At 50.6% G+C, this 21,292-nt stretch carries 18 protein-coding genes and 2 tRNA genes; 16 read left to right on the forward strand and 4 right to left on the reverse strand.

Features of this window, described 5'->3' with window-relative positions:
- Positions 1 to 13 precede the first annotated feature (13 nt).
- The 5 genes from NSB25_RS18240 (at position 14) to NSB25_RS18260 (ending at position 6,045) form a co-directional block, all read left to right on the forward strand.
- Positions 14 to 1,216 carry a VCBS repeat-containing protein gene (locus NSB25_RS18240; RefSeq protein WP_416385574.1) on the forward strand — a complete coding sequence of 401 codons (1,203 nt, stop codon included), beginning with the start codon at positions 14 to 16 and terminating at the stop codon, positions 1,214 to 1,216.
- Complete coding sequence (locus tag NSB25_RS18245) at positions 1,213 to 1,866, forward strand: response regulator transcription factor (protein ID WP_103240890.1); 654 nt, start codon at positions 1,213 to 1,215, stop codon at positions 1,864 to 1,866. The genes NSB25_RS18240 and NSB25_RS18245 overlap by 4 nt, the downstream gene beginning before the upstream one ends.
- Positions 1,867 to 1,868: 2 nt before the next feature.
- Positions 1,869 to 3,548, forward strand: a complete 1,680-nt coding sequence (locus tag NSB25_RS18250) for a sensor histidine kinase (RefSeq protein ID WP_103240889.1) — start codon at positions 1,869 to 1,871, stop codon at positions 3,546 to 3,548.
- Positions 3,463 to 4,353, forward strand: a complete 891-nt coding sequence (locus NSB25_RS18255) for a hypothetical protein (RefSeq protein WP_306817649.1) — start codon at positions 3,463 to 3,465, stop codon at positions 4,351 to 4,353. The genes NSB25_RS18250 and NSB25_RS18255 overlap by 86 nt, the downstream gene beginning before the upstream one ends.
- Positions 4,354 to 4,530: 177 nt before the next feature.
- Positions 4,531 to 6,045, forward strand: a complete 1,515-nt coding sequence (locus tag NSB25_RS18260; protein WP_242982516.1) for an N-acetylmuramoyl-L-alanine amidase — start codon at positions 4,531 to 4,533, stop codon at positions 6,043 to 6,045.
- 27 nt (positions 6,046 to 6,072) lie between these two features.
- Here the strand turns inward: NSB25_RS18260 and NSB25_RS18265 are convergent, their stop codons facing one another.
- From NSB25_RS18265 to NSB25_RS18280, 4 genes are all read right to left on the reverse strand, one after another.
- Positions 6,073 to 6,981 carry a sensor histidine kinase gene (locus tag NSB25_RS18265; protein WP_242982515.1) on the reverse strand — a complete coding sequence of 303 codons (909 nt, stop codon included), beginning with the start codon at positions 6,979 to 6,981 and terminating at the stop codon, positions 6,073 to 6,075.
- A 32-nt stretch (positions 6,982 to 7,013) separates the two neighbouring features.
- Entirely contained in the window at positions 7,014 to 7,844 is an 831-nt protein-coding gene (locus tag NSB25_RS18270) for an ABC transporter permease (protein ID WP_103240886.1), read from the reverse strand.
- A 57-nt stretch (positions 7,845 to 7,901) separates the two neighbouring features.
- A complete protein-coding gene (locus tag NSB25_RS18275) occupies positions 7,902 to 8,828 on the reverse strand; it encodes an ATP-binding cassette domain-containing protein (protein ID WP_103240885.1) in 927 nt (308 codons plus the stop codon).
- A 177-nt stretch (positions 8,829 to 9,005) separates the two neighbouring features.
- Positions 9,006 to 9,689, reverse strand: coding sequence for a response regulator transcription factor (locus NSB25_RS18280; protein WP_207656172.1), 684 nt, complete (start codon positions 9,687 to 9,689; stop codon positions 9,006 to 9,008).
- 267 nt (positions 9,690 to 9,956) lie between these two features.
- Here NSB25_RS18280 and NSB25_RS18285 point away from each other — a divergent pair.
- The 11 genes from NSB25_RS18285 (at position 9,957) to NSB25_RS18335 (ending at position 21,277) form a co-directional block, all read left to right on the forward strand.
- Positions 9,957 to 10,038 (forward strand) — tRNA-Tyr (locus NSB25_RS18285).
- 53 nt (positions 10,039 to 10,091) lie between these two features.
- Positions 10,092 to 10,175, forward strand: a tRNA-Leu gene (locus tag NSB25_RS18290).
- Positions 10,176 to 10,340: 165 nt separating this feature from the next.
- Positions 10,341 to 10,676, forward strand: coding sequence for a hypothetical protein (locus tag NSB25_RS18295; RefSeq protein ID WP_103240882.1), 336 nt, complete (start codon positions 10,341 to 10,343; stop codon positions 10,674 to 10,676).
- A 45-nt stretch (positions 10,677 to 10,721) separates the two neighbouring features.
- Complete coding sequence (locus NSB25_RS18300) at positions 10,722 to 11,951, forward strand: hypothetical protein (RefSeq protein ID WP_103240881.1); 1,230 nt, start codon at positions 10,722 to 10,724, stop codon at positions 11,949 to 11,951.
- A 71-nt stretch (positions 11,952 to 12,022) separates the two neighbouring features.
- On the forward strand, positions 12,023 to 12,370 hold the full coding sequence (locus NSB25_RS18305) for a cupin domain-containing protein (RefSeq protein ID WP_103240880.1): 348 nt from the start codon (positions 12,023 to 12,025) through the stop codon (positions 12,368 to 12,370).
- Between the two features lie 5 nt (positions 12,371 to 12,375).
- Positions 12,376 to 13,053: a response regulator transcription factor gene (locus NSB25_RS18310; protein WP_103240965.1), complete on the forward strand. Its 678-nt coding sequence runs from the start codon at positions 12,376 to 12,378 to the stop codon at positions 13,051 to 13,053.
- Positions 13,047 to 14,270 carry a sensor histidine kinase gene (locus NSB25_RS18315; RefSeq protein ID WP_103240879.1) on the forward strand — a complete coding sequence of 408 codons (1,224 nt, stop codon included), beginning with the start codon at positions 13,047 to 13,049 and terminating at the stop codon, positions 14,268 to 14,270. Before NSB25_RS18310 ends, NSB25_RS18315 begins: the two co-directional genes overlap by 7 nt.
- Positions 14,271 to 14,460: 190 nt before the next feature.
- Positions 14,461 to 15,153 carry a polyphosphate polymerase domain-containing protein gene (locus NSB25_RS18320; RefSeq protein ID WP_103240878.1) on the forward strand — a complete coding sequence of 231 codons (693 nt, stop codon included), beginning with the start codon at positions 14,461 to 14,463 and terminating at the stop codon, positions 15,151 to 15,153.
- Between the two features lie 94 nt (positions 15,154 to 15,247).
- A complete protein-coding gene (locus tag NSB25_RS18325) occupies positions 15,248 to 15,919 on the forward strand; it encodes a DUF4956 domain-containing protein (protein ID WP_103240877.1) in 672 nt (223 codons plus the stop codon).
- Positions 15,916 to 17,718, forward strand: a complete 1,803-nt coding sequence (locus NSB25_RS18330; RefSeq protein WP_103240876.1) for a CotH kinase family protein — start codon at positions 15,916 to 15,918, stop codon at positions 17,716 to 17,718. The genes NSB25_RS18325 and NSB25_RS18330 overlap by 4 nt, the downstream gene beginning before the upstream one ends.
- A 196-nt stretch (positions 17,719 to 17,914) precedes the next feature.
- Positions 17,915 to 21,277, forward strand: coding sequence for a UvrD-helicase domain-containing protein (locus tag NSB25_RS18335; protein WP_103240875.1), 3,363 nt, complete (start codon positions 17,915 to 17,917; stop codon positions 21,275 to 21,277).
- The last annotated feature ends 15 nt before the right edge of the window (positions 21,278 to 21,292 follow it).

The following is a 21,292-nucleotide window of genomic DNA, read 5'->3' on the forward strand; positions in this document are numbered from 1 at the left end:
ACTTTTGGGGACTATGGAGGCTTTCGGCAATAGTCCGGCTGATGACGGAACAGCTGCAATTTCGGAGGCAGGCCCTCCGGGTGACGGAAGCTGCGTCGTGAGGAGAAAGGAGAAACCGGTGAGCAGGAAGTGGATGTGCATTTTATATTTGGTCTGTATATGCGGATGGCTGCTGCCATTTGTGCAGGTTTCTGCGCAGAGTGAAACAGTCTCGGCACTGGTTCAGAAGTATGAGATTTACCAGGAGCAGTTCGCTGCCATAGAGACTGCGGAGGATATAGAGGCCAATGGGTATGAGCGTATTGAAGGCCAGAGTTTTCCGGTATTGCTGGAATCCTTTGGGGAGGAGGAAGTAACCTTTCTGCCCATTATGCATAAGGAGTATCACAGGCTGGCGGTGCTGATTACTGACAGCAGCGGAAAGGTGCTTTATAAGACAGATCAGCTTGAGACGAATTATAAGTATCTGGAAAAGCTGGAACAGCCTACAAAGGCCCTTGCGGCGGTGTCCTTTCAGGATTTGAATCATGACGGGCTCACGGATATTGTGCTGATTACCAACTGTGAAAATGCTGCGGGAGAATATGCGGGGGAACCCTATAAGGTGGGAGATGTGCTCTTCCAGAGGGACGGCGGATTTTACCGTGACTGGCGGATCTCCGATAAGATAAACCGATTCAGCATGAATAAGAGTGCGGATTTCATTGCGGCCTATGTACGGGACGGGAATTCCACAGAGATATTGTATACGGCTGCCACACTGAAGGAATTGCTGAACAACGGTTTTAAGATTATTGAGGAGCAGAATTATACCCGCAATTTTGAGAAGCAGGGGAAGCTGCGGGTAGTGCCGGGGGTCCTCAGAATGGCGGAATATGACATATTCATGATTTATCTGGTCAATGAGCAGGGATACATTGTGTGGAGCTTTCAGCCCATGGCTGACTATGACAATCTGTATGCGCTGAAGGGTATGACCTGCAGGGATATGGACGGAGATGGAATGAAGGACATTGTGGTGCTTGCCAGATACAGTTATTCCGGACCGGATGGGGAATTCCTCATTGACACAAGATGCTCTATTTATTACCAGCGTACGGACGGTTTCGCGGAAGATACGGACTTTGCAGAGACCTATCAGTGTACGGAAGAGGATACGGTAGGAGAGCTGGTGGAAATCATCAGAGATTATTGGGGGTGGCCGAAAGAAGAATGATTAAGATACTGATTGTAGACGATGAAAAGCCGATTTGTGACCTGATTGACATTAATCTGTCCGCGGCGGGGTATTACTGTAAAACGGTGCAGGACGGACTGAAGGCAATTGATATGATTGAGACGGAGAATTTTGATCTGATTTTGCTGGATATCATGCTGCCCGGAGCGGACGGCTATGACATTATGGAGTATATTCGTCCGCTGAAAATCCCTGTGATTTTTATTACCGCGAAGCACGAGGTCAAGGACCGGGTGAAGGGGCTGAAGCTGGGAGCGGAAGACTATCTGGTGAAGCCCTTTGACGTGGTGGAGCTGGTGGCCAGGGTGGAAGTGGTGCTGCGGCGTTATAACAAGACAGAAAGTGTTCTCACGGCAGGAGATGTGGTGGTGGACATGGATGCCCGGAAGGTGACGAAGGCGGGGAAGCAGATTGTGCTCACCAATAAGGAATACGGCCTTCTGGTATTGTTTATCAGCAATAAAAATATTGCGCTTTTCCGGGAGAATCTGTATGAAAAGGTCTGGGGAGATGAGTATCTGGCAGACAGCCGGACATTGGATTTGCATGTGCAGAGACTGCGCCGGAAGATGGGCTGGGAAGAGAATCTGGTGGCGGTATATAAGATCGGCTACCGTCTGGAGATCTGATTATGAAGTTTGTATACAAGATACTTCTGTGGACGATTATCATTATGGCGGCTGCTTTCGGGCTCAGCGGCTATCTGTTCGTCAATTCCGTCTTCGAGACTTCTCTGGAGAGGGAGGTTTCTCAGGCGATGGATGACAGCAGCATTCTGCGGTTTGCCTTTGAGACAGCGGCGCTGAATATTCCTACAAAGTACAATGTGCTTCAGGACACTGCTGTGGAACAGATTGGCTCCAGGCTGGAAAGCAGCGGGCAGGGGTCAGGGCGTTTCCTGCGTCTGTCCAATGAGGAGAAGAAGGTTCTCTTCGTAAGCAACGGCTTTCCGGAGGACACCGCGCTTCTGCAGCAGATAACGGAGGATACCAGAATCTGGCAGGTGATTCCTCTGGGGGAGCATTATTACATACATACGGGCATCATGGTAAATGCGCTGGACCGGAATATGTATCTGGAGACACTGGAGGATGTGACGGAGGTATTCGAAGAGCGGACGCTGGGATTCTCCGTTTACAGGCAGGTGACTCTGGCTATGCTGCTCTGCAGTTCCGTGATTATGTTTCTGATCTGTACCTGGCTGACCAAACCCATTCGGTTTCTGACGCATGCTACCAGGAAAATGGCCGGGGGAGATTACAGTTACCGGGCCAGGCAGATCAGCAGTGACGAGCTGGGCCAGCTGACCATGGATTTCAACAGCATGGCCAACGAACTGGAGGCCACCATCGGTGAGCTGAGGGAAGAAGTGAGAGCCAGAGAGGATTTTATCGCCGCTTTTGCCCATGAGCTGAAGACACCTCTCACCGCTATCATAGGATATGCGGATTTGCTCAGATCCAGGAAACTGGATGAGGAGAAGCATTTTCTGTCTGCCAATTATATTTACACCGAGGGCAAGAGGCTGGAAAATATGTCCTTTCGCCTGCTGGATATCATTGTGACGAAAAGGGATACCATAGAGCGTCAGCCGATAGCGGCAAAATCCCTTTTTGACTATCTGAAAAGCATGTTTTCCGGAAATACGGAACAGAAGCTCAGGATATCCTTTGGAAAAGGGACGGTGTATGCAGAGGGGAATCTGCTGAAATCCGTATTGTTGAATCTGGTGGATAATGCCTGCAAGGCCTCCAGTGAAGGAGGACTGGTGGAAGTGTACGGCAAGAGACGGGAGAATGCCTATGCCTTTTGTGTGAAAGATTATGGCGTGGGGATTCCCGAGGAGGAGCTGAAGAAAGTCACGGAGGCTTTCTATATGGTAGACAAGTCCAGATCCCGCAGTAAGAATGGTGCCGGTCTGGGTCTGGCGCTCTGTGTGGAGATTCTGCGTCTGCATGAAAGTGAGCTGCTCATAGAAAGCAAGGTGGGAGAGGGAACCATCATCAGCTTTGAGATACCGGACAGGCAGGAAGAAGAGCCCGGCCGGGCGGAGGAAAACAGGCAGAACACAGAGAGCGGTCGGAAAGCTGAGAGTGCCCGGGAAGAGGAAGGCAGTCGAAAGGAAGAGTGCAGACGGGAAATGGAAGTTGCGGGGAAAGAAGAGTGTGATCGGAAAACGGAAAACGGCAGGACAGCACAGGAAGGGGAACGCAAAGGCGGAATAGATGAAGCTGAGAAGGACAATGGCAGAACAGAACAGGGAGGCAAAGGGGCAGAGCCGGATGAATTTAAAGAAATGGGGCAGACTTAGTCTGTTTCTGCTTCCTCTGGCGGGAATTATTGTAGGCCTTGCAGTGTGGGGGCCCGAGGAGCTGGCCCGCTACCGCGACAGGGGAATATTGAACCAGATTCAGACCCAGGAGACGGCAATGGGGGCGGAAGGGTATCGCTATTCCCTGAGCAATAACGATAAGGTGTATATATTATCTAAATGCCTGAACAGTCAGGTACTGCCGGAGAGCGAGCAAAATGCACTTACCAGGACAGAACCGGATTACCAGGAGTTCACGGGGAACTATGCCTTTGTGGCAAACCGAAAGGATTCTTCCGGACAGGAACCGTCGGAGAGCAGGGGGATCACGCTCTGTAATCAGGCAGTTCAGGAATTGAAAGAGCTGGGCATTCTGCCGGAGGGGGTGAGGGAGCTGTCGGAGTCCTCCTACAATGCAGTGCTGTATTCCGCATTTGATGTGCCGGAGCCCTGGAATAATGTGCTGGTGTGGAAAATTGATCTCGGTACCGCTCTGCAGAATGCCGATAAGGCGAACCGGCTGCTGGATGCCTATGTGGATGCAGATACAGGGAAACTGTATGAATTTTATGTCAGAACGGATATCACTTCCTGGTCTATGGTGGATGCGGACAGCATTGTCTCAGCCTGGGCGGAGTATATGGGACTGGGAGAACCGCAGGAATATGAGAATACCAACCCATTGTCGGAAAACACTCCTTATTTTAAGAAATACAGTTTTGTCGGGATGGAGGAAGATAATACTGTTGTGACCATCGGGTTCTATGAAGGGATTAATGAACTGTATCTGAAGATTTCCAGGTGAGGAGAAGGGGATAAAAGATATATGACAATACTGTCACAATACATTTCTGTTGTCCAGGGGGATAAGCGTAAGATGCAACTTTGATGGAAAAAAGATGAAATTTATATACAAAAAGGATGTCAATATGATGAGGCTCCCTCGTATGCTGTATATAACAGCAATGAGGGGGCTTTTTACGTGGCGGTAGTGGAAAGCGGATCGGGCTTAAGGATTCGGAGGAAGAGAGGGCATCATATGTGCAGACAGGCTAACAGAAGACATGCATCAGGAGAAGTGAGGCTGGTGAGAGTGGCACCTCACGACAGAAGGGCTGTGGCCCGCAGAAAACGTGGTATAAAGAGGGCCACTGTTCTGCTTCTGACATTTCTGTCACTTTCTGCTGCCTGTTTGGGTATATTTTACTGCGTGATTGACTTTATCTTTTTTGATCTGCTGGCGTCGGAAAGCATGTCAGAGCTTGCGGAGGAAAAACTGCCTGAGGAGATTCTGGGGGAACCTGCTGCCGTCAATCCCGGTGACCTTGTCAGGCTTGCAGAGGAGGCGGAACCTGCTGTCCCTCTTATTGCCATTGACGCGGGACATGGCGGAGAGGATGAGGGCTGCAGCAGGGATGGCGTCATGGAAAGTGAAGTGAATCTGGCGCTGGCGCAGAGGCTTTCCGGAAAGCTGCAGGGACTGGGCTTTGAGACACTGCTGATTCGGGAAGACCATGGGACGCAGATGTCTCTGGAGGAGAGGGTGGAGAAAGCGGGGAATTCTGGAGCTGACATATATGTCAGTATTCATCAGAATGCCTGTGAAGAGTCGGAGGAGACTGTCAGCGGCATTGAGACATGGTATTATGAGGACAGGGAGGAAAGCCGTCGCCTGGCACAGCTGATACATAACGGGGCAGTGGAGAAGACAGGCGCTTTCGACAGAGAGGCGAAAGCCACAGATGAGTTGTATGTGGTCAGAGAGACTTCTGTGCCCGCCTGCCTGATAGAGACGGGATTTCTGTCCAACAGTGCGGAGAGACAGGCGCTCAGCTCGGATGCATATCAGGAGAAACTGGCGGAGGGAATGGCACAGGGAATTGATTTGTATTTCCATCCGAAGACGATGTATCTGACCTTCGATGACGGGCCTTCCGAGGACAATACTACGGCGATTCTTGACATATTAAAGGAGCGGAATATCCGGGCCACCTTTTTCGTGGTGGGTGAAAATGTGAGAAAGCACCCCGACGTAGCCCGGAGAATTGTGGAAGAAGGTCATACGATCGGGGTTCATTGCAATAATCATGATTATAAGAAGCTTTATAAAAGTGTGGACAGCTATCTGGAAGATTTTCAGGAGGCCTGTGATGCGGTGTATGAGGTGACGGGCGTGGAGGTGAAGCTGTTCCGCTTTCCCGGCGGCAGCGTAAATGCCTATAACAAGACTGTCTATAAGGAAATTATTGAAAAAATGACCGAGAAGGGATACATCTACTATGACTGGAATGCCAGTCTGGAGGACGCGGTGAAAAATTCCACTCCGGAAGGGCTGGTACAGAATGCGGTGAACAGTGCACTGGGACGCAAAAAGGTGGTGATGCTTGCCCATGACATTCACTATGATACCGCGCAGTGCCTGGAAGAGATTATTGACAGTTTCCCGGAATATGAGATGAAAGCACTTACACCGGAAGTGGACCCGATACAGTTTTGACAGTATTATGTGTTGACTGCAGTCTGCTCAGAAGCGGATATGGACAGCCAGACGGCCGCTTTTGGATTCGGCCCATATTTTTCCATTCATTTGTTCTACCAGCGTACGGGCAATAGACAGCCCCAGACCGGTGGACTTTCTGGCGGAGTCCACTGTGTAAAACCGGTCGAAGAGCCTGCCGATTTCGATTTCATCCAGGTCGGGAGCGGAATTGGAAAAGGTAATTTCACCGGATTCGCTCAGCGTGATCTCCAAATCTCCCCGGCTGTATTTGACTGCGTTGCCCAGGAGGTTGGAGAAAATCCGGGAGAGCGCGGCCCGGTCAAGACTGCGGAGGACTGTTTCGCCGGTGATATGTATGTCCGGCGTTATGGAATGCTCCTTCAGGGGGGCATAAAAGGAGGCGATGCTTTCGGTCAGCACTTCGCCCAGGCTCAGGGGCTCTATATGGAGCTCCTCTTTGGGAGAAAGGAGCACGGAATACTGGAATAGCTCTTCCGTCAATGTCTTCAGCAGATCGGCACGCCCGCGGATGATTTCCAGGTAGCGGCCGGCGGCTTCAGATTTTTCCTCCTGTTCCAGAAGCGCAAGGTAGGCGTAAATGGCGGTGAGCGGTGTGCGCAGATCGTGAGAAATATTGGTGATGGCGCTTTTCAGCTCTGTATCTGCATGCTGATACAGGCGGCGCTGGGTGCGCAGCCGGGCCAGCTCCCGATTGACGGCAGCCGCCAGGCTCCGCATGACTTTATCGCCGGTGGAGACGTCGATCAAAGTATTGGTATCGGCAGTAAGCCTGTCCCTGAAGCCCTCCTGAATTTCTTTCGCCGCTTTTCGCAGCAGGAAAAGCTTTATCAGCAGAACCAAAATGACAACAGAAAATATTCCGACGACACCCCAGAGCCAATGCAGATTCATGATATCACTATATCCTTCCATAACTTTTCAGCAATTGTTTGAACAGCTTTTTCTCAATTCAAATCTTTTTTCTGGAAAATCCGGATGCCAACTGCAGTCACACCTGCGGTAATCCCCAGAGAGGACAGAATCATGCGCAGAGGGTGCCGGATATTCAGATCGAACAACTGAATTCCCTGGCCTGTGGGGAGGAGATCCACCAGGAATTCATACACGGATCGCAATGGCCCGGTGACATAGGAAGGATTGGGCACAGGATCGGCTATCTGCATTCCATCCATTGTCATCAGGATGGGGCTGGTCATCTCGGGCTGCTGCAGGGCTTCATAGAGCATACTTCCACCCAACAGCAAGGCGAAAAAGAACAGGAGGGAAAATATCTGAGCTATGGTTTTATAAGAGGTCAGCATGCCGATAAACGTAAAAATGGCACTGAAAGCCGCCATAAATAAAACACTGATCAGCAGATAGAGCAGAAGCAACGGCCCCATTTTCCATGTGCCCAGAAAGGGAATTCCCACCAGGGCGCCGATGAGCCAGGCAAGCAGCATGAAAATGGATGCGGTAAAGCTGACCAGCAGATTCGACAGATAAATTGCCGTACGTGTATGTCCGACGATCAGTTTGTTCCGGATTGCGCCATTCTGGTATTCGACGCCCAGGAAGATACTGGTAAACACGGAACAGAACAACCCGATGGACAGCCCGTAATGAAAATAATAGACATCCAGAGAGTAGTTGAATTCGGCCATTTCACGGGACAGGGACTGCCTGCAGCCGTTCAGCATATATATGATGGAATAGGCCAGCAGAGCGACGATAGAAACCCAGAATATTTTATCACGTTTCAGCCGGGAGAATCCGGAAGATAATAATTTGTTCATTTATGAGTAACCACCTTTCTGAATATATGATTTATGCACCTCGCAGACAAGCAGGCTTTATTTTGCTGTGAAAGCAGTATGCGGGCCGCCAACCAGACTTACGTAGAAGCTTTCCAGACTTTCATCGTTTTCCTTCAGAGAAAACACTTCGCAGTTTACCTCCTGCAGAGCGAGGGTAAGCTGAGATACATTTATTTTCGCATACACATTGGCATCTCTGTCGGAGAGGATTTCATAATCCAGCTTCTGCCGGTCAAGCACAAGGGCCAGCGCTTTCGTGTCGCTGACCTCCATCCGGACACATTTTCTACATGCGGCTTCCAGCTCCTCCGCGCTCATTTCCCTCACGATTCTTCCACTGTCGATAAAGCCGTAATGAGTGGCAAGCTTTGACAGTTCATCCAGCAGATGGCTGGAAATCAAAACCGTTATCTGTCGTTCCCGGTTCAGCTTCAGAATCAGCTCCCGGATCTCAATGATACCCTGGGGATCAAGTCCGTTCACCGGTTCGTCCAGCACCAGGAAATCCGGGGCACCGGCCAACGCAACAGCGATTCCCAGCCGTTGGCGCATTCCCAGGGAGAAGTGCCCGGCTTTTTTCTTTCCGGTTTTCCCGAGTCCTACTAACGTCAGTGTATCGTCGATGCCGTCGTAGGACGGAAGACCCAGAATGCGATATTGCTGCTTCATATTTTCTTCTGCAGTCATATCCAGATATATAGACGGGGTTTCCACAATCGCTCCCATTCTCCGGCGGGATTTCAAGATTTCTTTATCGGTATTTTTCCTCCCATAGAGCGTGTAACTGCCGGAAGAGGGGGCCTGAAGACCGCAGATTAAGCGGATCAGGGTCGTTTTGCCGGCGCCGTTTTTGCCTACAAATCCATAGATTGCACCCTTTGGTACATTCATGGACAGGCCATTTAAGGCCTTGAAATGTCCGTACTGTCTCTGCAGGGCGGATGTCTGTAAACAATATTCCATAGATGATACCTCCTGATAAACGTTCTGCAGCCACCCGGGGAATTCGTGACGGGGAACTTTCATATGCGGTTCCCGGCAGGCCTGCCGGGGGGCTGACTATGAAGCTTATAATAAACGGATATGGTAAAGAAACCGATAAAGAAACCGGTAAAGATAAGGTAAAGATATTTTACGTTCTCAGGAAGTTCTGAGCTTGAAGCCGATTCCCCAGACCGCTTCGATGTAATCCTTCCCGGTGAGTTCTCTGAGCTTTCGGCGCAGATTGCTGACATGCATTTTCAGGGAATTGTCTGTACAGTCCGGCGTATCTTCACTGATGCGTTCCAGCAGTACCGATTTGGTGATAACCTGGGATGGATTCCGGAGGAGCAGCTTCAAAATGGCATATTCGGTTCTGGTCAGCCTGACCTCCTCGCCGCCCGCCGTGACAAGATGGGTGTCCGTATGCAATGTAAGCTCATGGAAAGAGAGACAGGAAATGCAGGCAGAGACAGGCTGACTGCGCAGCTGTACCACAATCCGGGCCAGGAGCTCCTTCATGTCAAAAGGCTTTGTGACATAATCGGCAGCGCCGTCCAGAAGCAGCTTCACCTTATCGGGAACATCGTTTTTGGCGCTGACCACAATGACGGGAATTTCCTGAGAATTTTCTTCCCTTTTGAGACAGGGAAGCAGTTCTTCCCCGCTCAGTCCGGGCAGCATCAGGTCAAGGAGAATAAGGTCCGGCCTGGTATGAGACAGGAGAAGCAGCGCCTCTGTCCCGGAGTAGGCCCGGATGACTCCGTAACCTTCTCTGGTCAGCGCTTCTTCCAGCGCGTTACCTATATAAATATCGTCGTCGATGATTAATATATTTTTCAAGGTTGTCCTGCTCCAGATAAATGAGGGTAGCTGCCTTTCAACTGTCATGCGCTGTGGAGCGGCATGATATAGGGAAGGCTGCTTTGGAAATGGTTGTTGAAATTATAACATGAATATCTATTATGTCAAGGGCGGGCAGCTGCAGTCTCCAAAAAAGAAGATTCCGCTGACGCACAAATATATTTTTGGGTTCAGCCGATAAAAATCCTTGCAATACACAGGAATCTATGCTACAATTTTTCATGGTCAGAAGATATCTGACTGCATGGATGGATTCCCGAGTGGCCAAAGGGGACAGACTGTAAATCTGCTGCAAATTGCTTCGGTGGTTCGAATCCACCTCCATCCATTTGCACATGACGGTGAGCATGTGCAGGGTTATGCGTAATGTAACAGCGTCGCGCTGGTGTGGCGGAATAGGCAGACGCAAGGGACTTAAAATCCCTCGGGGGCAACCCCGTGCCGGTTCAAGTCCGGCCACCAGCATATTGAAAGAATCCGGGTTCTCAGTAAGCTGAGGCGGATTCTTTTTCTTTTTTCCGAAGCCCAGTAATCGCATTGGCAGAGATACTGCGGTAAATTAACACACATATTTGCATTGCTGTTTTGGGGCGTTTTGTATATAATAAAGTTCACAAGGAGATTATTGGTATGCAAAAATGGTGTACTGAAGATTGGCAATTTGAATTAACAGCGATAGAGGGAAAAGCAGGACACTGTCGGCTTGGATTGGAAAAAGGAGATAAATTTGTCTTTTCATATGAATGTCCTGCTGGAATGTGTCCTAAAACAATGATAAAAGTATACACATGGTGTGAAGTTATCCGATGTGGTGGTGATTTTACATATAGAGGTGAAAAGGAAAAATATGAAATGAATATACCATGTGCTGATGGCTGTATACAATTTCATCTGAAAGCCATTCCTATTAACCGAGATAAAAATGGAAAACCTCTGCCAAATGGTCCAAGACCAAAGGACGAGTAACTTCCAATTACAATTTTGTAAATCCCGAAATGAAAGGAGCGGATTATGAATCAGAAATGCCTTCAGGAAAAGCAGCTTGTTTGGGGAAGTGAAGAGTATAATACCCAGCTGCTGTATTTTACCAGTTCTTCTCTGTCAGCAGACGACAAAAGAATATATATGATTTGTGACAGTCAGGGAAGCCCTAACGTAATCGTAAAGGATCTTGAGACCGGGGAAATCCGACAATTATCACAGAACACGGAGGGCTGTCTGAAGTCCTATGTATACTTTAACGGGAATCCGGAAAAAGGACTTGGGAAAGCCAGCGTATGTCTGGATGCGGAAAGGGACATTGTGTATTATATTCAGGGGAATGACATCTGTAAGGTTGGAATGGATGGGCAGATTCAGATTCTGAATCAGATCCCCTCCGGTCAGATGACCGCATTCTCCCATGTAAGTCGGGATGGAAATCTGCTCTGTATTCCCACCACAGACGGCAGATGCCTGGATTATGATCCGGAGACGGAAGGATATGGCCTGGATCAGCGTCCAATCTATGATATTGACGGCAGAGTACAGGAGGAGCATTTGAATTCTTATCTCCATGTTTATGACACGCACACCGGGGAGGAACTGAAACGGGTGACGGTTCCTGACTGCTGGATTACGCATGTACAGTTTCATCCAAAGGATCCGGATAAGATTATGTATAACCACGAATGGGCGAGCTTTGACTGCGGAATCAGACGAATGTGGCTTTATGACGGCAAAAATCACATACGTCTGCGCACGCCCTCAGGGGAGAGACGTGCAGATGACTGGGTCTGTCATGAAATGTGGAGCGATGACGGCAATTATGTCATTTATCACGGCGCGCTGGCCGGCGGGCCTGCCTTTGTGGGAAGACTTGATATCCGCAGTATGGAGTACAGTGAAATCCCTCTTCCTTCGGAATACAATGCATATGGACATTTTACGATGGACCATGAGGGCAACCTGGTATGTGACGGATATTTCAAATTTCCGGATGAAATCAAAAAAGTCCGGGAAAATTCCACAGATAACGGACCGGATCCGCATAAAAAGGATGGGGAGTACATATCCGTGCAGAAAGTGGACTGGGAGAAAAAGGAGATCACCTGGATTCCGCTCTGCAGACATGAGTCCGACTGGCTTGGGCAGGATGCGCATCCCCATGCCATTTATAATCATAAGGGAGACAGAGTGTATTTCTCTTCCAGGAATACAGCAAAGGTAAAGGTATACTGTGCTGATGTGAAGAATTCGTAACCGTTCGGTGGTCCTTCTGAACAGTTGCAGGAACCCATTCGCTTAAATCAGAGAGAAAGCAGGAGGTCAGGATGAAAAGTATAAAGAATCAGATATGGAATTATAACGGTGAAATCGACCTGGAAGAGTGTGCGCCGGGGGTAAAACGCCGGATTATGGCATATACGGACGAACTGATGTGCGTGGAGAATTCTTTTGAAAAGGGGGCTGTGGGAGCCCTGCATCAGCATCCGCATACCCAGATTACCTATGTGGTTTCCGGCAGATTTGAGTTTGAAATCGGGGGTGTTAAAAAGATTGTGGGGCCTGGGGACAGCATGTTGAAAAAGGACTCGGTACCTCATGGCTGTGTCTGCCTGGAGAAAGGGATTCTGCTGGACATTTTTTCCCCCATGCGTGAAGATTTTGTGGAAGCGTGAACGGTATGCGCATTTTGATTGCGGAGGATCAGGAGGAACTGGCCAGAGGATTGAAGTATCTGCTGGAGAAGAACAAATTTACCGTTGATGTGGTTCATGACGGCTTATCGGCGCTGGAATGCTTTCACAGCACGGAATATGATGTGCTTGTCCTGGATATTATGATGCCGGAAGTCAGCGGACTGGAAGTGCTGAAGCAGATCAGGAAAGAGCGATCAGCTGTCCCCATATTGATGCTGACGGCCAGAGCGGAGATTGAGGATCGGGTGGCAGGGCTGGAAGCCGGCGCGGATGATTATCTTCCGAAGCCGTTTGCCACAAGAGAATTTATCGCCAGAGTGAAGGCGCTCTCCCGAAGAAATGCGGGATATGCGGATCTGCTTCTGTCCTTTGGAGATCTGCAGCTGGACTGCAACCGCTATGAACTGTCCTGCGCAGGGAAAGCGGTTCGGCTGAACAACAAAGAATTCCAGGTGACGGAATTGTTTATGAGACATCCGAATTATGTCTTTTCCACGGAGCATTTGATGGATAAGATATGGGGGCAGGATTCGGAGGCGGATATCAGTGTGGTCTGGACATATATAGGGTTTGTGCGGAAAAAGATGAAGCAGCTGGAATGTTGTGTTGAGCTCAGAACGGTCCGCGGCGCAGGCTATTCTCTGGAGGAAGTTAAATGCTGAAAAAGATGCGCAGGAGATTTATTCTGGCAGCTATGGCCGCCTTTGGTGCGGTTATGCTGGCTGTGGCGGCAGGTATCAATGTGACCAGCTATTTCCAGACTGCGGCCATGCAGGACAGGCAGATTGAGAATCTTCTGAGATACGAGCGAATGGACCATGGGCGGCCTGAGAGAAAGTTTCCGCCTGCGGAAGAGATGCCCGGGAGGGGACCGGAGGCGGAATTCACCACCCGTTTCTTCGTCGTACATTGTGACTTTTCCGGGAAAGTGCAGAAAATATCCAGAGACCACATTTCATCGGTGGATGACGGGACAGCCAGGGTCTATGCGGAAGAAATTCTGGCAATGGGCAGGGAAAAGGGATATCATGGAGAGTATCGCTATCTGGTCAGCATGGAGGACACCGGGATTACCATTTTATTTTTGAATGTGTCAAATGATCTGCACTTTATGCGTTCTCTGCTGTTCATTTCACTGTGTACAGGCTTCATCAGCCTGGCGGCGGTTTTTGCGCTGATTCTGATTTTGTCAGGATACGCTATCCGTCCTTATACAAGGAATATTGAGCGGCAGAAGCGTTTTATTACAGATGCCGGACATGAGCTGAAAACGCCCCTTGCCTCCATTGCCACCAGCGCGGATATTGCGGCGATGGAGCACGAGGGAGATGAGTGGATCGCCCATATTCAGAAGCAGACGGTACGACTCACCCGACTGGTGGGAGATCTGGTGGCCCTGTCCAGGCTGGACGAAGAAGTACCTTTTCCGGAAAAGGCGGCATTTTCCCTCAGCGATGCCGCATGGGAGACGGCGGAACCTTTTGCAGCACTTGCGAAAGCGAAAGAGAAGCGATATCGGCAGAACATAGAGGAAGGGCTTTCCTTCCACGGAGACCGAAGCGCGGTGCAGCAGATGCTTTCCATTCTGCTGGACAATGCAGTAAGGTATTCTGATGAAAAAGGGGAAATCCGCCTGGACATTTACCGCAGAATGGGAAGGAATTGTATTGAAGTATACAACACCTGTACGCTGCCGGAAACCGTTGACCCGGACAGGCTGTTTGACCGGTTTTATCGTGTGGATGAATCCCGGTCATACAATACCGGCGGCACAGGAATCGGGCTGTCCATGGCGCAGGCTATCGCGGAAGCCCATGGCGGCAGAATAGAAGCAAAGCGCTCCGGCGGAAATGCAATCCGTTTCAAAGTGATATTGTAAAAAGCATCGGTACAAAAACCGGTGCTTTTTTCATGAAATTGTTCAGAGAACGGACACAGATTATTTTAAGTACACTTCAGGAAGGGATGTTATTCTGTAATCAGGAAATGTGAGGGGGCCTTCGAACTTTCCAAATCAAAAGGACAGCAGGTTCCGGGGAAGACAGGAACCTGCGGAAGTGGAATGAGTGATGAAGCAGAGAGAATGTTTCCGGCATGAGCTGAAGTATGAGATTGAATACGCCCGATACCTGGAACTCAGGAGTCGGCTGAGAACAGTTATGAAGTCGGATCCCCATGCGGGGGAAGGTGGCAGTTATCTGATAAGGAGCATTTATTTTGACAACTACCAGGATAAGGCACTGCGGGAAAAAAGAGACGGGGTGTCCATACGGGAGAAATTCAGAATCAGGTATTATAACGATGATCTCTCTTTGATTCTGCTGGAGAAAAAGGTGAAGGACAATTCTCTGTGCAGAAAACTGGATGCAGAGATTTCGGAGCCGGAGTGTCGCCAGCTCCTGGAGGGCAGACTGAACTGGATGAGGGGACATCCTTCCGCACTGGTGCAGGAACTGTATGCCAAAATGCGGTATCAGCTGCTCCGCCCCCGGGTGCTGGTCTCCTATGTGCGGGAGCCTTATGTCTATGGGGCGGGAAACGTACGCATTACTTTTGACTCCCGGATACGGACAACGCTGTACCACAGAACTTTTCTCGAGGAGCAGACAGTGGATATAAGCGCTGCCGAGATACCGCAGAACAGGATCCTGGAAGTAAAATATGACGGATTTCTCCCGGAAATCATCAGAAGCCTGCTTCAGGCTGACGGAATCCGGCAGCAGGCATTTTCCAAATATGAGGCCTGCCGTAAATTCGGGTGAAATGTGGAGTGCAGACTGTGGATCTGCAGGAACAGCATGAAACTTATCCGCGGAAAACCGCGCAAAGAATTTAAGAAGAACAGGAAGGTATAGTATGACATTTAATGATATTTTTAAATCAGGTTTTTTGGAAAGTGTGACAGAATTTTCGACAATTGATACATTGCTCGGGATGCTTTTTGGGCTGATCATCGGACTGTTTATTTTTATGATTTATAAGAAAACATTTAACGGAGTCATGTATTCTACAGGATTTGCCATGGCTCTTGTAGGGCTTGCCCTTGTGACCACGCTGGTCATCATGGCGGTGACTTCCAATGTGGTATTGTCTCTGGGTATGGTGGGTGCGCTTTCTATTGTGCGTTTTCGAGCTGCCATCAAGGAACCTGTGGAGATTGTGTTTCTGTTCTGGTCGATTGCGGCAGGCATTGTCATCGGAGCGGGCATGATTCCTCTTGCAGTCACAGGCTCTGCAATAATCGGTGTGATTCTCCTTCTTTTTGCCAACCGGAAGTTACATGAGAATCCTTATATTCTGATTTTGAACTGCGGTGATGAGAGTGCGGAGGAAATGGCAATGAGACTGGCGAAAAAAGAGACAGCGCATTTTCTGGTGAAATCCAAAACGGTAAACGCAGCCGGAATTGAGCTGACAGCGGAAATCCGCATGAAGGATACGGGGACTTCTTTTGTCAACAGTCTGAGCGCCATCGAAGGTGTAAGCAATGCCACTCTTGTAAGCTACAATGGAGAGTATATGTCATGATCGGACACAAATACATAACTAAAATTGCAGGTGTGTCCATGACAGTCACAGTCCTGATCTGCTTTCTGGCAATGGTATTCTCCCGGGAGCTGGTGGAGGCTGCGGGCGGCGTCGGGGTGACGCTGCAGTATCAGTCGGATTTGTTTGCTGTTGACGAGATTATCACAGTGGATATCCAGATGGAGGAAGCGGAATGGGAAGATATGCTGGCACATGCTTCCGAGAAGGAATATTATTCCTGTGATGTGGTGATAAACGGTCGGAAACTGTCTCATGTAGGCATCCGGCCCAAAGGAAATACCAGTCTGTCCGCCATTGCAATGGATCCTGAGACGGACCGGTTCAGCCTGAAGCTGGAATTTGATCATTATGTGGAGGGGCAGTCCTGTCTGGGCCTTGATAAGCTGATTCTGAACAATAATTATGCGGATGCCACGAATATGAAGGAAGCCATTGTCTACGATATGTATCAATACCTGGGGGCGGATGCCTCTCTGTATAATTATGCCAGAGTATCGGTAAACGGTGAATACTGGGGTGTCTATCTGGCGCTGGAGGCTGTGGAGGACAGCTTTCTGCTGAGGAATTACGGTGCGGAGAGCGGCGCACTGTACAAGCCGGAAAGTGTTGAGGGCGGCCCCGGAGGAGGTGCACCTGCCGGAGGATTTGAAGGCGGAAAACCGCCCGGAATCGAATTTGAAGGCGGGGAGCCCTCTGCATTTGGAGACGGGGAACCGTTCCCGGGTGCCGGCGGTATGGGAGAAGTGTTCGATGTGGGTGAAAGCAGTGCCGGGCCGGGAAGGATGCCCGGAGACCGGGGGGATTTCTCCGGGAACGGAGGCGCGGATCTGAATTATACGGACAATACACTGGAGAGTTATTCGGCCATATGGGAAGGGGAGGTGACTGATACCGGCAAAGAAGATCACCGCCTTGTGGTGACAGCTCTGGAAAATATCAGTCAGGGAGAGAATCTGGAGACGTACCTGGATGTGGATAATGTACTGAAATACATGGCGGTGCATACCTTTTCGGTGAATCTGGACAGCCTTTCCGGCAACATGGCACATAACTATTATCTGTATGAGCATAACGGAAAACTGAATGTTATCCCCTGGGATTACAACCTTGCCTTCGGTGGTATGGTCATGGGCGGCAGCGCCTCCGAGATGATTAATGACGCAGTTGACACACCTTTTCAGGGTACTGATTTTTTCAATGCCCTGTTGGAAGACGAAAAATATCTGTCCCGGTATCACGCATATCTGCGGCAGCTGACAGAAGCATATGTCTGTGGAGGAAAATTTGAAGAGACTTATAATCGAATCCGGGAACAGATTGACACGCTGGTAGACATGGATCCCACAGCATTTTATTCCTGGGAGGAATATGATGCGGCAGCGGAGATGCTTTATCAGACTGTCATGCTGCGGGCGGAGAGTATTCAGGGACAGTTGGACGGGAGCATACCGTCCACCGATATGGGGCAGAGAGCCGACTCTTCCGGCTTGGTTGATGCATCCGGCATTTCGGTTGAAATCATGGGAATATTTGACATGGGCGGAAATCGTGGACCTGGCAGAGAAGAGAACAGCAATTTCAACCGCGGTTCGGGCAGTTCTGGGGATTTTGGGGATTTGCAGCCGGATTTTGTACCTGCCGGCATGGGAAATGTGACTGCAGACTTCGGAAGAAGGAATGGCGAAGGCATTTTCCGGAATCTTGCAGTGTATGGGATTTGCCTGATGATTGCAGTGACGGGACTTATTCTGGCAAAGCTGTATCGCAGGAAACGATGAGTATAAGAAGGCCGGTCAGGACAGATATATAGAGAAGGCCCGGAACAGGAGGAGAAAAGCGGAAATCAGACGTGATAATAGAATTGAGCAAACCCGCAGGACATGTTAAAATAGAAGGCAGATTCGGACTATGGGAAGACAGAGAGTCAGTTACACTGGACAAAGCCGATTTCAAGTCGGCAGAATGTGAGGAGAAATGTACATAGGAGATCTGCATATTCACTCCAGGTATTCCAGGGCTACCAGCAGGGACTGTACGCCGGAATACCTGGATTTGTGGGCGAGGAAAAAAGGCATTGACATTGTGGGCACGGGGGATTTCACCCATCCGGCCTGGCGGGAGGAGCTGGCGGAAAAGCTGGAACCGGCGGAGGATGGTCTGTATGTGCTGAAAAAAGAATATCGTCTCGGCGGGACAGGGGAAAGCGGCAGGCAGCCACGGTTTGTGGTTACAGGGGAGATCAGCTCCATCTACAAGAAAGGAGACCGGGTGCGGAAAGTCCACAGTCTCCTGATTCTGCCGGGACTGGAGCAGGCAGAGGCGCTGGCGAGGCGGCTGGAGCTGATTGGGAATATTCATTCTGACGGAAGGCCGATTCTGGGGATTCCCTGCAGGGATTTGCTGGAGATTATGCTGGAGACCAGTCCGGAGAGCATCTATGTCCCCGCTCATATCTGGACGCCGCATTTTTCTCTGTTCGGCGCTTTTTCAGGATTTGACACCATTGAGGAATGCTTTGAAGATCTGACACCCCATATTCATGCGCTGGAGACAGGGCTGTCCTCCGATCCGCCCATGAACTGGCGCGTGGGTGCGCTGGACCGCTTCTGTCTGATTTCCAATTCGGACGCTCATTCTCCGGCAAAGCTGGGAAGGGAAGCCAATTTATTTGACATTGAGCTGTCCTATCAGGGGCTGGCGGGGGCCGTTCAGCAGGGGAGAGGGTTGGCAGGCACCATTGAATTTTTCCCGGAGGAGGGAAAATATCACTTTGACGGGCACAGGAAGTGCGGATTGTGTATCAGCCCCCAGGAGACTTCCCGGTATGGGAACAGATGCCCGGTATGCGGGAAGAAGATAACCATCGGTGTGCTCAACCGGGTGGAACAGCTTGCGGACCGGGGGGAGGGGTTCCGGCTGCCCACAGGCCGGCCCTTCGAAAGTCTTGTACCGCTTCCGGAGGTCATCGGCGCCTCCATGGGAATCTCTGCCATGGGGAAAAAGGCGTCTGAAAAATATGAGCAGATGATAGGAGCTCTGGGACCGGAATTTACCATTCTGCGTGAGATTCCGGTGGAAGATATCCGAAAAGCCGCAGGAAGTCTGGTGGCGGAGGGGATTCGGCGGCTTCGCAGGGGAGAGGTGGAACGGACGCCGGGATTCGATGGGGAGTACGGGAAAATCGGTCTGCTGACACCGGAGGATATCAGCAGTCTGGAAGGACAGCTGAGCTTTTTTACGGCGGAGGAGCTGCGCGGGACAGAAAATGGAAAGCAGGCGGAGGAGAGGCCGGAAGAGACCAGGGCCCGGGACAGCAGCGTGGGGCAGACGATAATAAGCCGGGAACTTTTTCCCGGTGAACCATGGGCGGCGGAACAGAATTCTTCTGCCCCCGCAGCTCCGGAGAGGCTCAACGAACGTCAGAGGGAGGCTGTGGAGCGAATCAGCCGGGGCGTGGCAGTCATTGCCGGACCCGGTGCGGGCAAGACCAGAACGCTGGTTGCCAGACTTCAATACCTTCTGGAGGAAAGGCAGATTCCGCCGGAAGAGATTACGGCAGTGACATTCACCCATAAAGCGGCAGAGGAAATGCGGGCCAGGATGACGGCCGGGAGCGCGGAAGGTGTATGGATGGGAACCTTTCATGCCATTTGCAGCCGCTTCCTGCAGGAAGCGGGGATTTCCTTTGTGATAGCGGATGAGGGACTCCGAATGGAGCTGGCGGAAAAAGCACTTCTGGAATTCAGGAGCAAAGGGACGCCCGGAAAATTTCTGCAGGAGCTGTCCCGGATGAAGAACGGTCTGACGGAAGGTGTGGGTTTTGCAGCGGCAGATGCAGAGGATGCTGAAGAATCCGCTGATTCCGAAGGCAGTGACATACATGAGAACGCCGTCGGGGAAAACAGGCGTGTATATGAGTATTATCAGAAGCTGCTGCGTCAGGCAGGGGCCTTTGACTATGACGATCTGCTGTTGGAGACTTTGAAATTGCTGGAAGAGACGCAGGCGGACGCAGCCGGGCGGAGACACTTTTCCTATCTGCTGATTGATGAATTCCAGGACATCAACCCGCTTCAGTACCGGCTGGTAGAGGAATGGGGGCGGGGCGGCAGAGAATTGTTTGTCATCGGAGACCCGGATCAGTCTGTCTATGGATTCCGGGGCTGTGACCCGAAGGTTTTTTCCCATTTGAAAGAGGCGTATCCGGAGCTTGCCGTTATACATCTGGAGGAAAATTATCGTTCCCAGCCGACAATCCTGAATGCCGCTCTCGACGTGATATCCCATAATGAAGGGGATGTGCGCAGGATGAAGACTATGGCGGCAGAGGCCGGAGGAGTTCCTCTGCGTATGGTATCTGTGGAAGATGAACGCAGAGAGGCAATCTTCGTGGCAAAGGAGATAACCCGACAGATCGGGGGCATCGACATGCTGGATACAGACAGAAATCGTGTGGGCGAGGGCCGTCCGGTGCGGGGATTTTCGGATATCGCGGTACTCTACCGGACTCACAGACAGGCTGCGCTTCTGGAAAAGTGCCTCAGGCAGGAGGGAATTCCCTACCTGGTGGCAGGCCGGGAAGACTTCCTGCGGGAGAGGGAAGTGCGGGCCACACTGTATTTCTTCCGGCATATTCTGTATCCCGGGGAGGAGGCCACAGCAGTGTTGTGCAGGCGGCTGCTGAGTCCCATACTGGGAGCGGGGCTGACGGGACCTGCTTCAGATTCGGTTCCGGGAGAAGGTGTACAGGGAACGGTTCCGGATTCGGTGCTGCATTCTGCTCTGGAAGAGGCCAGAGAGACACGCCTGCATTATCTGACTGAAAAATACAGGAAAAGAATCAGGAAGACCCGGCCGGTAAAGCTTCTGGAAGACTGGTGCGGAGAGATTACCTTTGAGAACGAAGAGGCCATGAAGAAACTGACAAATATGTCGGTTCTCTATCACCACATGGAAAGCTTTCTTGACACGCTTTCCTTTGGCGAGGATGGGGATGTGCGGAGGAACGGCGGCAGGAAGTTTACGGCGGACGCAGTGACGCTGATGACGCTTCATGGCTCCAAAGGCCTGGAGTTTCCTGTGGTTTTTCTCTATGGCATGGACAAGGGGCGTTTCCCGCTGGAATTGGGCGCCGGGGAGACTGATATGGAAGAAGAACGCCGTCTGTGTTATGTGGGCATGACCAGGGCAAAGGAAGAACTGATACTGGTCTGCGGAGAGGAGCTCTCACCATTCCTGCAGGAGATTCCCGCGGAATACGGGAAATGGGAACGGGCCGGTAAAGCGGAAGAGGAGACCCTGCAGGCAGTTCAGATGAGTCTGTTTGACATGATTTGAGGGCAGACCTTTTCC

The organism is Acetatifactor muris (assembly GCF_024623325.1).
GTDB classification, from domain to species: domain Bacteria; phylum Bacillota; class Clostridia; order Lachnospirales; family Lachnospiraceae; genus Acetatifactor; species Acetatifactor muris.